The 14,932-nt window shown below is 72.5% G+C and carries 11 protein-coding genes, 1 tRNA gene and 1 pseudogene; 5 read left to right on the top strand and 8 right to left on the bottom strand.

The features are described from left to right. Positions 1-7 precede the first annotated feature (7 nt). Positions 8-82, bottom strand: a tRNA-Val gene (locus CRV15_RS20445). Positions 83-266: 184 nt separating this feature from the next. Here CRV15_RS20445 and CRV15_RS20440 point away from each other — a divergent pair. The 4 genes from CRV15_RS20440 (at position 267) to CRV15_RS20425 (ending at position 4,483) form a co-directional block, all read left to right on the top strand. Continuing rightward, positions 267-1,049 carry a DUF4097 family beta strand repeat-containing protein gene (locus CRV15_RS20440; protein ID WP_003954107.1) on the top strand — a complete coding sequence of 261 codons (783 nt, stop codon included), beginning with the start codon at positions 267-269 and terminating at the stop codon, positions 1,047-1,049. A 116-nt stretch (positions 1,050-1,165) separates the two neighbouring features. Next, entirely contained in the window at positions 1,166-2,530 is a 1,365-nt protein-coding gene (locus CRV15_RS20435) for a hypothetical protein (RefSeq protein WP_003954106.1), read from the top strand. Positions 2,531-2,770: 240 nt separating this feature from the next. Further along, positions 2,771-2,998 carry an FmdB family zinc ribbon protein gene (locus CRV15_RS20430; protein WP_003960353.1) on the top strand — a complete coding sequence of 76 codons (228 nt, stop codon included), beginning with the start codon at positions 2,771-2,773 and terminating at the stop codon, positions 2,996-2,998. 837 nt (positions 2,999-3,835) lie between these two features. Beyond that, on the top strand, positions 3,836-4,483 hold the full coding sequence (locus CRV15_RS20425; RefSeq protein ID WP_009996090.1) for a DedA family protein: 648 nt from the start codon (positions 3,836-3,838) through the stop codon (positions 4,481-4,483). A 69-nt stretch (positions 4,484-4,552) separates the two neighbouring features. On the opposite strand, the gene CRV15_RS20420 is transcribed toward CRV15_RS20425, so the two are convergent. The 3 genes from CRV15_RS20420 to CRV15_RS20410 form a co-directional block, all read right to left on the bottom strand. Further along, entirely contained in the window at positions 4,553-5,437 is an 885-nt protein-coding gene (locus tag CRV15_RS20420) for an HAD family hydrolase (RefSeq protein ID WP_003960355.1), read from the bottom strand. Further along, positions 5,434-8,526 carry a phosphoribosyltransferase gene (locus tag CRV15_RS20415; protein ID WP_162925192.1) on the bottom strand — a complete coding sequence of 1,031 codons (3,093 nt, stop codon included), beginning with the start codon at positions 8,524-8,526 and terminating at the stop codon, positions 5,434-5,436. Before CRV15_RS20415 ends, CRV15_RS20420 begins: the two co-directional genes overlap by 4 nt. 150 nt (positions 8,527-8,676) lie before the next feature. After that, positions 8,677-9,846 carry an HpcH/HpaI aldolase/citrate lyase family protein gene (locus CRV15_RS20410; RefSeq protein WP_003954097.1) on the bottom strand — a complete coding sequence of 390 codons (1,170 nt, stop codon included), beginning with the start codon at positions 9,844-9,846 and terminating at the stop codon, positions 8,677-8,679. 182 nt (positions 9,847-10,028) lie between these two features. Between CRV15_RS20410 and CRV15_RS20405 the strand changes: the two genes are divergently transcribed. Beyond that, positions 10,029-10,874 (top strand): TerD family protein, encoded by an 846-nt coding sequence (locus CRV15_RS20405; RefSeq protein ID WP_029182908.1) that lies wholly within the window; start codon positions 10,029-10,031, stop codon positions 10,872-10,874. Between the two features lie 5 nt (positions 10,875-10,879). Here CRV15_RS20405 and CRV15_RS20400 read toward each other — a convergent pair whose 3' ends face one another. The 4 genes and pseudogenes from CRV15_RS20400 to CRV15_RS20385 form a co-directional block, all read right to left on the bottom strand. Beyond that, positions 10,880-11,617, bottom strand: coding sequence for a hypothetical protein (locus tag CRV15_RS20400; protein WP_009996093.1), 738 nt, complete (start codon positions 11,615-11,617; stop codon positions 10,880-10,882). 205 nt (positions 11,618-11,822) lie between these two features. Then, entirely contained in the window at positions 11,823-12,968 is a 1,146-nt protein-coding gene (locus CRV15_RS20395) for a DUF475 domain-containing protein (RefSeq protein WP_003954095.1), read from the bottom strand. Between the two features lie 355 nt (positions 12,969-13,323). Beyond that, a pseudogene (locus CRV15_RS20390) lies at positions 13,324-13,900 on the bottom strand (TerD family protein). A gap of 278 nt (positions 13,901-14,178) precedes the next feature. Next, a complete protein-coding gene (locus tag CRV15_RS20385; RefSeq protein WP_003954093.1) occupies positions 14,179-14,754 on the bottom strand; it encodes a TerD family protein in 576 nt (191 codons plus the stop codon). Between the last annotated feature and the right edge of the window lie 178 nt (positions 14,755-14,932).

The raw sequence follows: 14,932 nt of genomic DNA, 5'->3' as shown, positions 1-14,932 counted from the left end.
TTTGTGCTGGTGGGCGCGGACGGTTTCGAACCGCCGACATCTGCTTTGTAAGAGCAGCGCTCTACCCCTGAGCTACGCACCCGTGGACGAGAGGACAGCGTACATGCCTCCGGGGTCGGCCCCGCAAACCCGTTCCCCTCCCGCCGTGGCGCCCGTCCGGGGGGGGTAACCCCACCCCGGGACGGTGGCGCACCCGATCGTGCCGGAGGCGCGGCGTCCCTAGCGTGGAGGGGGCAGCGGAGGGCGCGGTGGAAGGGCGTGGAGGCGTGGGCGGCAGGGGTGGGGAGCGGGTGCGGCGGAGGGTCGTGGCGGTCGGTGGGGGTGGGGTGCTTCTGGTCGGGCTGGTGGGGTGCGGGGGCGTCGACGCGGGGGCGGTGGACGCGGAGCGGAGAGTGTTCGCGTTCTCCGGGAGCGCACTCACCGTCGACAGCGACAACACCTCGGTACGCGTCGTTCCCGCCGATGTGACGCGGGTGGAGGTGAGCCGTCAGGTCGACGGATGGGGGGTGGTCGGGAGCGGCCCGCGGAAGTCCTGGGGGCTCACCGACGGACGGCTCACGCTGCGGGTCGACTGCTCCGGCGTCGTCAAGCACTGCGAGGCCCGGCACACCGTGAAGGTGCCCCGCGGGGTCGCGGTGACCGTACGGAACGACAACGGCACGGTGACCGCGTCCGGGTTCACCACCCCGCTGGCCGTCGTGTCCGACAACGGGAACGTGATCGTCCGGGACACCGAGGGCCCCCTCGACCTCCGCAGCGACAACGGCGCGATCGTCACCAAGGGTGTTCGCGCCACCACGCTGAAGGCCAGGACCGACAACGGGCGGGTACGCATCCGGCTGGGCGCCGGTGCCGTTCCTGAGCGCATGGATCTCGCCAGCCACAACGGAAGCATCCGCGTCGACCTGCCCCGCGCGGGCGCGCCCTACGCCGTGGACGCCCGCAGCGGGAACGGGCCGGTGGTCGTGGACGTCCCGCAGGACCCGGACGGCGCCCGGACGGTCCGGGCCCGCAGCGACAACGGCGCGATCACCGTGCGCGGAGTGTGAACGGCACGGAGGGTGAACGGGCACGGAGTGTGAGCGGGAGAACTTTTCCGCCCGTGTGTTCGTCGTTCCTGGTGGGAAAATGAACCGGATACGGCGGATCGGCACGGGAGAGGGATGTGACGGCGAGACACACGCAGCCGCAGACCACAGCGACGGCGGGTGGCGCCCGGGACCTTCTCGCGCTGGTGCTGCTGCCCCTGCCCCTGCTCGCCGCCGCGACGGCCCTCTCCTTCACCGGCGGCGGGACGAGACGCTGGTTCGGCGGCGGTCGGGCGAGCAACCGGGCCGAGGCCCAGGCCGCGAAGGACGCCGCCGCCGCTGCCTTCTACGAGCTGGACAGCGCCCAGCGCGAGCTGCGGATCTCCCTGGAGACGATCACGGCCGTGGACAGCTCCCCCGAGGCCGGACGGGCGGCGGACGGCTTCGCCGGGCTGGAGCGGCGGATCGACGAGGTGAGCCACCGCTATATCGAGGCCGTGGACTCCTACGACCTGGACCGGGAGGATCTCGACCCCTCGCTCGCCGCGCAGGCCCGCACCCTGCTGACCCGGGCGCGGGAGGAGCTGACCGGCGCGAAGGCCGAGCTGGACCGGTTCGCGGAGAGCCTGGGACCGCTGCTGGAGCGGGCCGAGACCCGGCTGGCCCGGCTGGCGCCCGCCGTGGAACGGGCGCGAGCGGCGCTCCTCGCCGCGAGCAACGCGCTGGACGCGGTGCGGGGCTCCGGCCTGAAGGCGGACCACCTGGCCGCCCGGCTCGCCGCCCTCGCCCCCGAGCTGACCCTCCTCAACCAGGGCGCCGCCCGCCATGGCGTGACCGAGACGCTGCACCGCGCCGACCGCGTCCTGCGGGACGCCGAAGCCGTCCGGGCCGAGGCCGAGCGGCTGCCGGAGCTGGCGGCCGAGACGGATCGGCGGCTGGTCTCCCTCCGTACCCGCGCGGAGGCCCTCACCACCCGGGCCGGGGCCGTCGAACCGGTCCTGAGCGAGCTGCGGCGGCGGTTCTCCGCCGCCTGCTGGCAGGATCTCCAGCAGGTGCCGGAGGAGGCCGCCGCGAGCGTCCGGCAGGCCGAGGAGAAGCTGCGGGAGGCAGCCTCGGCCCGCGAGGAGCAGCGCTGGCCGGACGCCACCGCCCTGCTCGCCACCGTACGGGCGCTGCTGAACCGGACCGAGGAGGCCGTGTCCGCCGCCGGGGAGCGGCTGCGGCAGCTCGACGCCGTCGCCGCCGACCCGCAGCAGGAGATCGACCGCACCCGCTTCGCCGTGCGCGACGCCCAGCGGCTCGCCATGACCGGGCGGCAGAGCCCCGACCCCCGGCACGCCCGCCCGCTGGACGAGGCCGCCGCCCGGCTGGACCGGGCCGTCGCGTCGCTCGCGGGCCGCCACCCCGACTACTGGCACTTCCTCAACGAGACGGACGCGGTGCGCCGCGCTGCCGCGCGGGTGGTCGACCGGATCAGGGAGGAGCGCGGCGGCCCCTCCTGACCTCCGCCCTCCCCGGGGTCTGTCCGCTGTGCGCCCGGCCCCTCCTGCTGCGGCCGGTCCCGGCGGGTGACCGTCACAGCTGTCGCGGGGAGGTCCAGGCGGGCCGGGGGCCGGGGCCTCCGGGAGCGGGCCGGGCCACGGGCGGCCCCGGCCTTCTGCGGCGCGCGCACGCGGCGGGGTGGCCGCCGCGGCCGTCCACACCCTCTGCTCCCGGGCCCGCGCACCGCGTAGCCTTGGCCCATGCCTCGATACGAATTCCGCTGCCGCGGCTGCGGCGACACCTTCGAAGTCAGCCGGCCGATGGCCCAGTCCTCGGACCCCGCCGTCTGCCCGGCCGGGCACGAGGACACCGTGAAGCTGCTGTCGACGGTCGCCGTCGGCGGCACGCGGCAGGCCCCCGCGAGCACCCCGGGCGGCGGGGCCGGTGGCGGCGGAGGCGGTTGCTGCGGCGGAGGCTGCTGCGGCTGAGGCCCGTCCGGCCACGGCGGGCCGCCCGTCCCGATCCACAGCGGGCCCGCAGGCCGTGGACCCGACGGCCGGGCCCGCCATCCGCAGGCCGGGCCGCGACAGCCCCCGGCCCCGCACACACAGGCCGAACCACCCGGGCGGCCGCTCACGGGCCCCGCACACCACGCGACCCGACGGCCGGGCCCCACCTGGGCCGCTCACGACGGCGCCAACGGCACCGGAGCGCTCGACGACACGTGACGACACCGGTGACGGCCCCGGAGGCGACGGAGGGTGACAGCCTCGGGGACGACGGAGTACGCCACGGTCGCCACCGGCCGGGCGGGCGGGCGGACCGGGCACCGTACAGCGGGCGGCGCCGGAGGCCGGGAGCCGCAGGCCGTACCAGCGCTCCGGCCGCCGCCGCTCGATCCGGTCCGGCCGTCCGGCGAGCACGCCCGGCGGACGCGGCAGGGACGCGGCAGGGACGCGGCAGGGGCACGGCAACAGAGGTGCCGGGAACAGCAACACCAGCACACGGGCCGCCCCGAGGAGCACGGTGAGCGCTCCGATGGCCGGTCCGACGGTCCCCCGTACGGCTCGTGCCGTGCTCAGCGGCTCATGTACCGTACGGGGACGACCGGTTCCCCCCGTCATCGCACGGCCCCACGGGGTCACGCGGGCGGATCAAGCGGTTCCGCCAGGGTCCTCCCTCGGGGGTCCCACAGGTCTTTGTGCATGATCGACAACGGTGGTCGTCGGTCGGGTACCGCACACTGGGGTAAACCACAGAACCCTCTGAGGCCGTCTTCAGACCATCTTCAGCTGCGGTTTTCTACCGTGAAAGGTATGGACCCAATGATCGTGACCAGCGCGGCGGGTGCGGCGAGCGGTGCCCCTGGCTGGGTCACCAGCATGATGGAGACGCTCGGCGCCCCGGGTGCGGGCATAGCCATCGCGCTGGAGAACCTCTTCCCGCCCCTGCCGAGCGAGGTCATTCTGCCGCTGGCCGGTTTCACGGCCAGCCAGGGCAAGATGGATCTTTATGCCGCGCTGATCTGGACGACCATCGGTTCGGTGGTCGGCGCGCTCGCCCTCTACGGCGTGGGCGCGCTGCTCGGCCGCGAGCGAACGATCGCCATCGCGTCGAAGCTGCCGCTGGTGAAGATATCCGACATCGAGAAGACCGAGGCGTGGTTCGCCAAGCACGGCACCAAGGCCGTCTTCTTCGGCCGGATGATTCCGATCTTCCGCTCGATGATCTCCGTTCCCGCCGGGGTGGAACGGATGCCGATCGGCACGTTCCTCCTGCTCACCACGGTGGGCAGTGCGATCTGGAACACGATCTTCGTGATGGCGGGCTATCTGCTCGGGGAGAACTGGGAACAGGTCACCGAGTATGTCTCGACCTACTCCAAGGTGGTCCTGGGCCTCGCGGGCCTCGCGGTCCTCGTCTTCATCGGGATGCGGGTCATGAAGCCGGGCGCGGGCAGCCGCCGCAAGTAACGCGCCGCACGGACGGACGGGAGTGGCCCGGCAGCAGACACAGACGCTGCCGGGCCACTCCCGTATCCGTTACGCCGTATCCGTTACGCCGTGTCCGCTGCGCCGTGTCCGCTGCGCGTCGCCCCGCGCGCCCGCCAGGAAGCGGCGCGCGATCTCCTCGCCCGCCGCGACACCCCGTTCCGCCAGGGCCTCCACATGCGGCGCGGTCCAGCCCTCGTCGGCGAGTTCACCGTGGCCGGGGCGGAATCCCCGGTCGGCGGCGAGCAGCAGATCGGCGTCGAGGAGGGAGTCCCCCGCCGCGAACACCCGACGCGCCCCCACCCGTTCGGCGATCTCCCGCATGGCCGCGCTCTTGGTGAGCGGGCGCGGCACGGCGTACAGCTTGCGGCCCTGGAGGGAGACGGACCAGCCCCGGGAGGCGGCCCACGCGGTGAGTTCCGCGACCCAGCCGTCCGGCAACAGCGGACGTTCGACGACCAGATAGGCGAACAGGTCGTCGGCGGTACGCGCCTTGAGCAGCCAGGCGGGGTCCGCGGTCGCGGTCAGCCGGGCACCGACCTCGGCGAGGGGCGCGCATTCCGCGGCGATCCGCGCCTCGACGGCCCGCCGCCAGCCGCGGTCCCGCTCGCCGTCCACGACGATGTCGCCGCCGTTGGCGCAGACCGCGTACGCGGGCGGGGGGCCGGGGAGGCGGACCCGGTCGTACTGCTCGCGGGTACGGGTCGTGACCGGGACGAGGACGGCCTCGGCGGCGAGGGCGGCGAGCAGCCCGGCGGCGGTCTCGGTGACATAGGACAAGGGTCTGCCCTGGTAGACCTCGACGCAGAGCAGCCGGGGCGACTCGGCGTCCGGTGTGGTGAGCCGGAGCGCCCCGGCGGAGTAGATCAGCGTCCGGTCGAGGTCGCTGGCGATCAGTGTCCGGCCGGTGGACTCCTGGGTGACGGGCCCGTTCACAGCGAGATCACCGCCTTTCCATCGGCGCCGGTCGCGCCCTTGGTGTAACGGGGGTGGACGATGCCGACGCAGTTGTACGGCAGTTCGCCGACCTCCTCGACGGGCACTCCGCGCTGGGCCGCGAGCAGCCGTACATGGTCGAGTTCGGCCCCGGCCCCGGCACGGGCGAGGATCTTCCACGGGACCCGGCGCAGCAGCACCCGGGTGGTCTCGCCGACTCCGGGCTTGACCAGGTTCGGATCGTCGATGCCGTATTCCGCGCAGATCCGTTCGACGGCCGCCCACCCCGCCCAGGTGGGGGTGCGGTCGGCGGCGAGCAGCGCGGTGACGTCGGCGGCCACGTCCGGCGCCGCCGCCTCGAACCGGGCGGTGACGGTGTCCAGGAAGAGCCCGGAGACATCGGCGGCGGCCAGCTCCCGGTAGAACTTGGCACCGTGGTAGTCCCCGGGTCCGACCAGGTCGGCGCGGAGGACGGTGCGCGATATCAGCCCGGAGACGGTGGAGTTGAGGCACGCGGAGGGGATGAGGAAGTCGTCGCGGGTGCCGTAGGTGCGGACGCAGCCGCCGGGGTCGGCGAGGACGGCGATCTCGGGGTGGAAGCCGTCGAACGCGCTCAGGGCGGCAGTCAGTTCGCGGGTGATGGCGCCCTTGCCCGTCCAGCCGTCGACGAAGACGACGTCGGCCGGGTCGTGGTGATGGCGCAGCCAGCGCAGGGCGTTGGCGTCGATGCCCCGGCCCCGGACGATGGAGACCGCGTAGTGTGGCAGGTCCAGGCCGTGGCGCCACTGGGCCCAGCGGCGCATCAGCACGCCGACGGGGGTGCCCGCGCGGGCGAGCGAGACGAGCACCGGGCGGGGCGAGCGCTCGGCGAGGACGGTCTCCGTGACGGTGCCGACGGCCCGCGCGATCCGGGTGGCGGAGCCGTCCAGCGCGGCACGGAAGAGCCGCTGGTACTCCTGGGACGGCTGGTACTCCACCGGCAGCGACTCGGCGTAGTGCGCGCCGCCGCTCTGGATGGCCTCCTCGCGTTCCTCCGTGGGTGCCTCCAGTTCGACGTGGGAGAGGTCCTGGAGCAGCCAGCCGACGTCCTCGGGCAGGTAGGACGAGAAGCCCGGCCCGCGCAGGGGCGCGGCCGGCACGCCCGGCGACGGCTCGGGCGCGGACAGGGAGTCCCGGTCCCCGGCCGCGAGCCCGGAACCCGGCACCCCGGGCGGCGCCGAAACGGGCCCGGGCGAAGAGCCCGGCTCCCCCGGCACAGGCAGAGGCCGCCCCGCCACAGGCTCGGGCAGCCGCTGCCCCGGCGGCGCCGAAACGGGCTCGGGAACGGACACGGAGCCCCGCTCCTCCAGCGCAGACAGCGGCACCCCGGGCGACGCCGGCACGGGCCCGGGAACGGAACCCGGCTCCCCCGGCACCGGCAGAGGCTGCTCCGGGGACGGCCGCGCGGACACGGACACGGACGCGGAGTCCCGGGCCCCGGCCGCAGGCCCGGGCGACGGCCGCCCCGGTGACGGCGCGGGCACCGACACAGGCGCGGCCCCGGACCCAGGCGCACGGCCGGAGCCCGCCTTCCCCGACGCGGACACCGGCTCCCCCGGCGACACGGCCCCGGGCACGGGCACCGGCCCCCCCGACGCGGACAGCGGCATCCCGGGCGACGCCGACACCGGCACGGGCGCAGACCCCGGCCCCCCGCCCCCCGGCTCGGGCAACGGCTCACCCGACACGGGTACGGGCACGGGCGGCGGTGGCGCGAGCGGCATGGTGGTCCTCTCCGCCCCGGGGGCGAGCGCGGCGGCCGGACGGGGCACATGACTGGGGACGACGGCCAGCAGCAGCCGCGGGGCATGGGCGGCGAGCCGGTCGAGCAGACCGCCGGGGGCGTGCAGCGCGGGGGTGTCCGCGGCCGAGTCGACCACCGCCACGACGGCGTCGAACCCCGCGCCCGCGACGTTGTAGGCGTACCGCTCGCCGGGCCCGTCGGCCGGGTCGTCATGGGCCGGGAAGACGATACGGGTCCGTATCGCGTACCCCGGGTCGTCCACCGCGAGGACGGGCGAGCGGGTGGTGGTCGAGTAGCGCACCTCGGCGCCGGTCAGCGGCTCCAGGGCGATGGCCAGCCGCAGCGGCGCGTACATCAGTTCCTCGCAGCCGAGGACGAGCACCCGGCGGGGGCGCGCCCCGGGTGTTCCGGGGCCGGGGGCGTCCGTGTCCAGCGCCCGGGCGAGCCGCCGCGCCATCCCCGGCAGCGCGGCGTCGAGTGCGGCGCGATGGGCGGGGAGGAAGCCATGGCGTCCGCCGTCGGGCAGCCCCTCCGGCCAGCCCAGGTCGACCCGGCGGGCCGCCGGGGCGAGCGGGGGCGCCGCCCCGTCGCCGGGCTCGGCCGGGGCGGTGCCGTGCCGGGCCACCAGCGCCCGCCCGGCCTCCAGCACCCCGTCCGGGAGGACCGTCGTCCCCGAGGCCAGGGCGACAAGATCGATCCGGGCGCCGATCTCCGCCGCGAAGGCGTCGAGACGTTCCCGGTCGGCCGGGGAGCGCATGTCGACCAGCGCGACGATGACATAGCGCTCACGGCGCCGGTGGCGGTGCAGCTCCGCCAGGGTGTTGAGCACGGTGTTCCCGGTGGAGAACTCGTCGTCCACCAGGATCAGCGGGCCCGGCCGGGAGAGCAGCGCGGGGTCCTCGGGCAGCAGCAGATGCGAGGTGGCGTGGGAGTGGGACTCCTCGAAGCCGCCCGCCCGTGGCACCCCCGCGACCGGGCGGCGGGTCGAGTGGAGATAGGGCGCGAGGGCCACCCCGTCCGCGACCGCGTGACCGAGCCCGGTCGCCGTCTCCGCGTAGCCGACGACGAGCGCGCGGCCCGCCTCCGCGTCCCCCAGCAGGGCGCGGACGCGCTCGCCGAGGCCGTGTCCCGCCCCGTACACCACCGCCGGGGACTGCGGCACATGTTTGCCCAGGACGTTGGAGACCAGCAGATGGGCCCGCTTGGGGTTGCGGCGCAGGGCCAGGCCCAGCAGCCCGTGCAGCCGTTCGTCTCCGTCGATGCGGACGCCGAGCCGTTCGGCGACCCAGGTTCCGGACCACACCACCGTGGTTGTCTCTTCTCTCTCGGGGACTGAGGGCACTGAAGTAGATGAGGGCACTGAAGTAGATGAGGGCACTGAAGTAAGTGAAGGGGCTGAGGGGAGCGGAGAGGCCGGAGGGGCCGGCGGAAGCCGGGAAACGGGGAGCGCGGGCCGTCATCCGGCAGGCCCCCGGCCCGCCGTCAGCAGCTCCACGAACCCGACCTCCTCCCGCGCCACGCCGAAGACCTCGGCGCGCAGCAGGGTCCGTTCGGCCCAGGCCCGGTGGGGCTTCACCTCGTTCATCTTGTTCGTATACGCGGAACGCATCACTCCGCCCCCGCCGCGCTCCGGCCGCAGGATGTCCCGCGCGTCGCTGTACTCCTCGTGGCTGACGACGGAGAGCGCGTGCACGGGCAGCACATGCGAGGGGTGGATGCAGGTCTTGCCGGTGAGGCCGTTGGCCCGGTCCAGCTCGATCTCGCGCAGCAGCCCGTCGATGTCGTCCTCGATGAGGGAGTTGCGCAGATCCTCGGCGCGGAGCTGCATGAACGGGCTGCGGCGCAGCTGGGGCTTGAACATCCGCTGCTGGAGCCGGAAGTACTCCCAGACCGGTCCGGTGACGGTGTAGCCGGTGCCGTCGGAGCGGCCGAGGACATTGACGACGTCGCCGATGACGGAGGCGACGATCTGCACGTCGTACGCGGTCATGTCGGGCGTACGGCGCAGCCCGTAGGCGGAGCAGAAGTCGGTGACGCCCAGCCGGAGGGCGAGGACCCGGTGGCGGTACTTGTCGACGGTACGGGCGATCTTGGCCAGGGTCTCGGTCCGCGTCTCCCGGTGCAGCAGCTCAGGCGACTCCAGGACGGGCATGGCGAAGAGGCGCTGCCCGGTGGCGGACTCGGCCGCGGTGAGCGCCTCCAGAAAGGCGATACCGCGTTCCTCGGTGAATTTGGGAAGTACAAAACCGGACAGTCTGCTGACGGCGGGGCCGAGCCGGGTGGCCAGGTCCAGGATCTGGGCGGGCTCCCGGACCCGGACGAAGAGCAGCGGATGCTCGGCCGGCTGCCCGGCCAGCTCGGCGAAGTGCCGCAGCAGATTCTCCTCGCCCAGCGCGACCTCGCAGTCGTCGATGGAATCCTCCAGGCAGAGGACCATCGAGACCACTCCGCTCGCCGCCTGCTTGAGGATGTCGGCCGCGAGTCTGGGCCGGGTGGCGGGGCTGTAGAGCGTGGCCCCGAGCGCCGCCGCGAGCACCCGGGCCGGGGACTCGGCGGTGAACTCGACGGGCTCCCGGTGGAAGAGATGCTCACGGGTGGCAGGCGAAAGGTGACCGAAATGACGCATGTGTCTCCCCCGTGTCCCGGAGTGGCCCGCCACTCTGACGTGGCCGGTAATAGTACGTACGGATATCGGTCGATGGTTCCCGGCGTCCATGAACCCGAGGTGACGACCGGGTGCGCGCCGAGGGCGTACCGGGGTCGCGACGGGCGGGTCCGCGTTGTCCGGCCGGGCCCCGGGAAGGCAGGATGACGGGCATGACGCACGCGATGATGAAGGGCTCGAACGTCCCGCTGAACGCCACGGCCGTCCGGGCCGTGCTGCGCTGGACGCCGGGGCCCGGAGTCCCGGACGTGGACGCGTCCGCGCTGCTGCTCGGCCCCGACGCCCGGGTGCGCTCGGACGAGGACTTCGTCTTCTACAACCAGCCGCGTCACCCCTCCGGGCTGGTGCGGCGGCTCTCCAAGAAACGGGTGGGCGAGCTGCTGACCGACGCGGTGGAGGCGGACCTCGCCGCGCTGGACGCCTCCGTCGACCAAGTGGTCCTGGCCGCGTCCTCCGACGGGGACACCTTCCGCCACGTCCGCGATCTGCGGATCATGCTCTTCGATGTCTCGGCCGCCGACGGTGAGCCGCTCGCGGTCTTCGATGTGACGCCCGAGACGGGCGAGGAGACGGCGATCATCTGCGGAGAGCTGTACCGGCGGCGGGACACCTGGAAATTCCGCGCGGTGGGGCAGGGCTATCCGACCGGTCTGGTAGGGCTCGCGACCGAGTTCGGGATCTCGGTGGACGAGTCCGGGACGGAGGAGGCGGACGGGGCGGCGACGGCGGCCGGGGCCACGGGGCAGCCCGCCACCGAACCCGTCCCCGCACAGGGCGCCGCCCCGCCGCCCCTGGCACCGGCACCCGCGTACGGCTATCCGCAGGGCGCTCCGGAGCCCCCCGCCCATCCGCCCGCCCAGGGGCCCGGTCCGGGGGCCGGGCCCGCGCAGCAGCGGCCCGGATACGGCTATCCGCAGCCCGCCCCGGTCTTCGTGCCCGATCCGGAATTCCGGCTGCCGCCGATGGGGCCGCAGTTCATACGGCCCTGAGCGCCCTAGGCACGGGTCTTGTAACCACGGCCCCACTGGAGGCCCCAGCCGTAGAGTCGGTCCAGCTCCGCCTGGAAGCCGTAGACGTACCGCACCTCACGGCGCACGACCAGCTCGCCCTTCTCGTTGTCCAGGGTGAACACGGCGCAGGACCGGGCCTGCGGCTCCCGCTCGTCCAGCTCTATCTCGACGCGGGGGCCGCTGCTGGGGTAGAGCGTCAGCAGGGCGTGGGTGCGGTCGAAGGCCGGGGTCTGGTCATAGATATAAACGAAGAACAGCAGCCGCTTGATCTCTTCATGGTGGTCCAGGTTCACATAGGCGGTCTCGCCGGAGCCGGAGCCGAAGCGGTCGTCACCGCTGATCCGGACGAAGGGCGCCTCGGTGGTGGAGCCGAGGAAGTTGCCCAGCGGCTGGACCACGCCCTTGGCGCCGTTGGACAGCTCATAGAGACAGCCGAGGTCGAGGTCGACATTGACCAGGCTCTGGGTGTGGGCCTGGACCACCTCGGGCTTGAAGAGCTTGAGCGGATGGCGCAGCAGTTGCCCGCTCTGCCGGGAGCGGCCCTCGATGTCGGAGGTCCGCATCCGCCAGGAGAGGTTGACCCGCAGATGGCCCGTCGCCGCTCCCTGTTTGGCGAGGGACACCATCGGGCGCCTGCGGGTGAGTGAGATGGTGTTGGCGGCGCCGCCGCCCATGTCGAACTGTGCCGGCCCGCGCTGCCACAGCCTGTCCCAGACGGCCATGCCCGCCCCCAATCGTCGTGTCCGCTCATCGTGCCCCGCCCGTGCCGCGCCGGCCCTTGTGCCAGAAGAGCCGGCTCCGCGTCACCGTGCCCCCACTGCCCCGCTGTCCCGTCGCCGTGCGGCCGGATTCCTCCGCCCGGCGGGGCGGCGCCGGGGACCCGCCCCGGAACCGCCCCGCTGTGAGCGTTCCTCAATCAGGCCACGGTCACACCCCGGCCCCGGAGTGTGGCTCAGCCTTTTCCCCGAGGGCCTGCTCCTCGGCGGCGAGGGCGCGATTGCGCCGCACCGAGGACCAGAAGGACCAGCCGATCAGCGCCACGCCGATGAAACCGGTGATCAGCTCATGGATCTCGTACTGGATGGTGATCAGCAGGATGATCGAGAGCGCGCCGATGGCGTAGTGGGCGCCGTGCTCCAGATAGACGTACTCGTCCAGGGTGCCCTGGCGGACCAGATAGACGGTGAGGGACCGCACATACATGGCGCCGATGCCGAGGCCGAGGGCCATCAGGACGATGTCATTGGTGATCGCGAAGGCGCCGATGACCCCGTCGAAGGAGAAGGAGGCGTCGAGGACTTCGAGGTAGAGGAACATGAAGAACGCCGCCTTGCCGCCGATGGCGACGGCGGAGACCTTCTTTCCGCTCCGGCGGGCGTTCTCCTCCGCCTCGTGCTCGCGCTCCTCCTCCGCCTCCAGCCTGCCTTCGAAGAAGCCCGAGAGGCCGCCGACGATGAGGTAGGTGATCAGACCGGCGACACCGGAGAGCAGGACCGTCTCCGCCTTGTCGGCGTGTCCGCCGCCGTGCTGATGGGCGTTCTTGGCGAAGGTCATCGAGCTGATCAGCAGTATCACCAGGGCGATGCAGACCGACAGCATGTCGACCTTGCCCAGCTTGGCGAGCGGCCGCTCCAGCCACCCGAGCCACTTGATCTCCCGGTCCTCGAAGACGAAGTCCAGGAAGATCATCAGCAGGAACATGCCACCGAACGCGGCGATCGACGGATGGGCGTCGGTCACCAGCTGCTGGTACTTGTCCTTGTCGTTGAGGGCGAGGTCGACGGCCTCGATCAGACCGAGGTTCGCGCTGACGGCGACGATGACGACGGGGAAGACCAGCCGCATGCCGAAGACGGCGATCAGAATGCCGATCGTGAGGAAGATCTTCTGCCAGAAGGCATTCATCTTCTTCAGGATTCCGGCGTTGACCACCGCGTTGTCGAACGAGAGCGAGATCTCCAGGACGGACAGGATCGCGACGACCCCGAACGCGGTCCATCCGCCGTAGAGGACCGCCGCGACCAGTCCGAGCGCGGTGACCGCGAACGACCAGCCGAAGGTTTTCAGAACCACTGGCACCCAATCGTGTCATGGGGGTCCCCGGGCGGAGCCTGAGGGAGGGTCTCCCCCGTACCAGAGGCCGGATTCCCCGTACTGTGCGCGGAATGCGGATCGTGAACAACAACAGATCGTGAACAGACAACAGACTGAAGCAACAGACGCGGCTGAATCAGCGGAATCGCCAGAAACAGCCGGAACGAGAGGTGCGGAAGAGGCGGACGGAACGGGAGCGGCGACAGGACGGCGACGGAGCGGGTCGGAACGGGGCGGTGCGGTGCGGAGAACGGAACGAAGGGCCGGATCGCGGGCGGGCGCCGCGGCGGGGCGGCGCCCGGCCCGGGTCCGGGCCGAAGTGCGGCGCGGGCCGCTACGAGACGCCGACCCCGAAGTCGAGCGCGATACCGCGCAGACCCGAGGCATAGCCCTGGCCGACCGCGCGGAACTTCCACTCGCCGTGGTAGCGGTACAGCTCGCCGAAGATCATCGCGGTCTCCGTCGATGCGTCCTCGCTCAGGTCGTAACGGGCCAGCTCCTGGCCGTCCGCCTGGTTCACCACCCGGATGAACGCGTTGGCGACCTGGCCGAAGGTCTGGCGGCGGTTGTCCGCCTCATGGATGGAGACCGGAAAGACGATCTTGTCCACCCGCTCCGGGACCAGGGTGAGATCGACGACGAGCGATTCGTCGTCCCCGTCGCCCGCGCCGGTGAGGTTGTCACCGGTGTGCTCGACGGAGCCCTCGGGGCTCTTCAGATTGTTGTAGAAGACGAAGAAGTCGTCGCCCAGCACTCGCCCGCTCTCGCAGAGCAGAGCGCTCGCGTCCAGGTCGAAGTCCGTACCGGTGGTGGTGCGGACGTCCCAGCCCAGACCGATCAGCACCTGCGTCAGATTCGGCGCGGCCTTGGACAGGGAGACATTGCCCCCCCTTGGCGAGTGTGACACCCATGTTCTGGTCCTCCCCAGCGAACAGATGGTTCTCGGCGTCCGCGGCACCGGCCGGCCCGGGGCCGGGCGCGGCGGACGGTCCCGCCGGGGCCGGACCCACGCTCCTCCGGCCCACGTACGGATGTCCGGCCCGTGTACGGATGTCCGCGCAGGCGCGTCCGGCGCCGCACACCACGGGGGTGTGCGGCGCCGGACGCGCGGGCCCGGACGGCCCGGACGGGCGGACGGCGGCCAAGCCCCGTGGACCCGGCCCCGCCCGTCCGGGCGGCAGGGCTGTGCTCAGACGTTGACGCCGAAGTCCTGCGCGATGCCGCGCAGACCCGAGGCGTAGCCCTGGCCGATGGCCCGGAACTTCCACTCGGCGCCGTTGCGGTACAGCTCGCCGAAGACCATGGCGGTCTCCGTCGATGCGTCCTCGCTCAGGTCGTAACGGGCCAGCTCCTGGCCGTCCGCCTGGTTCACCACGCGGATGAACGCGTTGCGCACCTGGCCGAAGGACTGCTGGCGGCCGTCCGCCTCGTAGATCGAGACCGGGAAGACGATCTTGTCCACATCGGCGGGCACCGTCGCCAGGTTGACCTTGATCTGCTCGTCGTCACCCTCGCCCGCACCGGTGAGGTTGTCACCGGTGTGCTCGACAGAGCCCTCGGGGCTCTTCAGGTTGTTGAAGAAGACGAAGTTACCGTCGCCGGTGACCTTGCCCTCGGCGTTGGCCAGCAGCGCGCTCGCGTCCAGGTCGAAGTCCGTACCGGTGGTGGTACGGACGTCCCAGCCCAGACCCACGATGACGGCGGTCAGACCGGGCGCGGCCTTGGTCAGCGAGACGTTGCCGCCCTTGCTGAGGCTGACTCCCACGAGTCCCTCCAGTGATGTTTCAGGGGCAGCGCCCCGTCGTGCGTTCTTGTACCGGATCAACGAATGGATCCTAGTGACCGGTTCCCGGACGGGACAGGCTTTGACGCGAGACGACACCCCAACACCGCCGGACGGCCGTCACAAAGCCCCGTCCGCACCCCTCCGAGCCACTGAAACC

The sequence above is a fragment of the Streptomyces clavuligerus genome (assembly GCF_005519465.1).
GTDB classification, from domain to species: Bacteria; Actinomycetota; Actinomycetes; order Streptomycetales; family Streptomycetaceae; genus Streptomyces; species Streptomyces clavuligerus.
This window is presented reverse-complemented; position numbering and strand designations above follow the sequence as displayed.

Excerpts from the sequence above, each read along its gene's own strand:
- CRV15_RS20430 (WP_003960353.1), top strand. The coding sequence starts at position 2,771 with ATGCCTCGATACGAATTCCGCTGCCGCGGCTGCGGCGACACCTTCGAA.
- CRV15_RS20425 (WP_009996090.1), top strand. The coding sequence starts at position 3,836 with ATGATCGTGACCAGCGCGGCGGGTGCGGCGAGCGGTGCCCCTGGCTGG.
- CRV15_RS20410 (WP_003954097.1), bottom strand. The coding sequence starts at position 9,846 with ATGCGTCATTTCGGTCACCTTTCGCCTGCCACCCGTGAGCATCTCTTC.
- CRV15_RS20405 (WP_029182908.1), top strand. The coding sequence starts at position 10,029 with ATGACGGGCATGACGCACGCGATGATGAAGGGCTCGAACGTCCCGCTG.
- CRV15_RS20400 (WP_009996093.1), bottom strand. The coding sequence starts at position 11,617 with ATGGCCGTCTGGGACAGGCTGTGGCAGCGCGGGCCGGCACAGTTCGAC.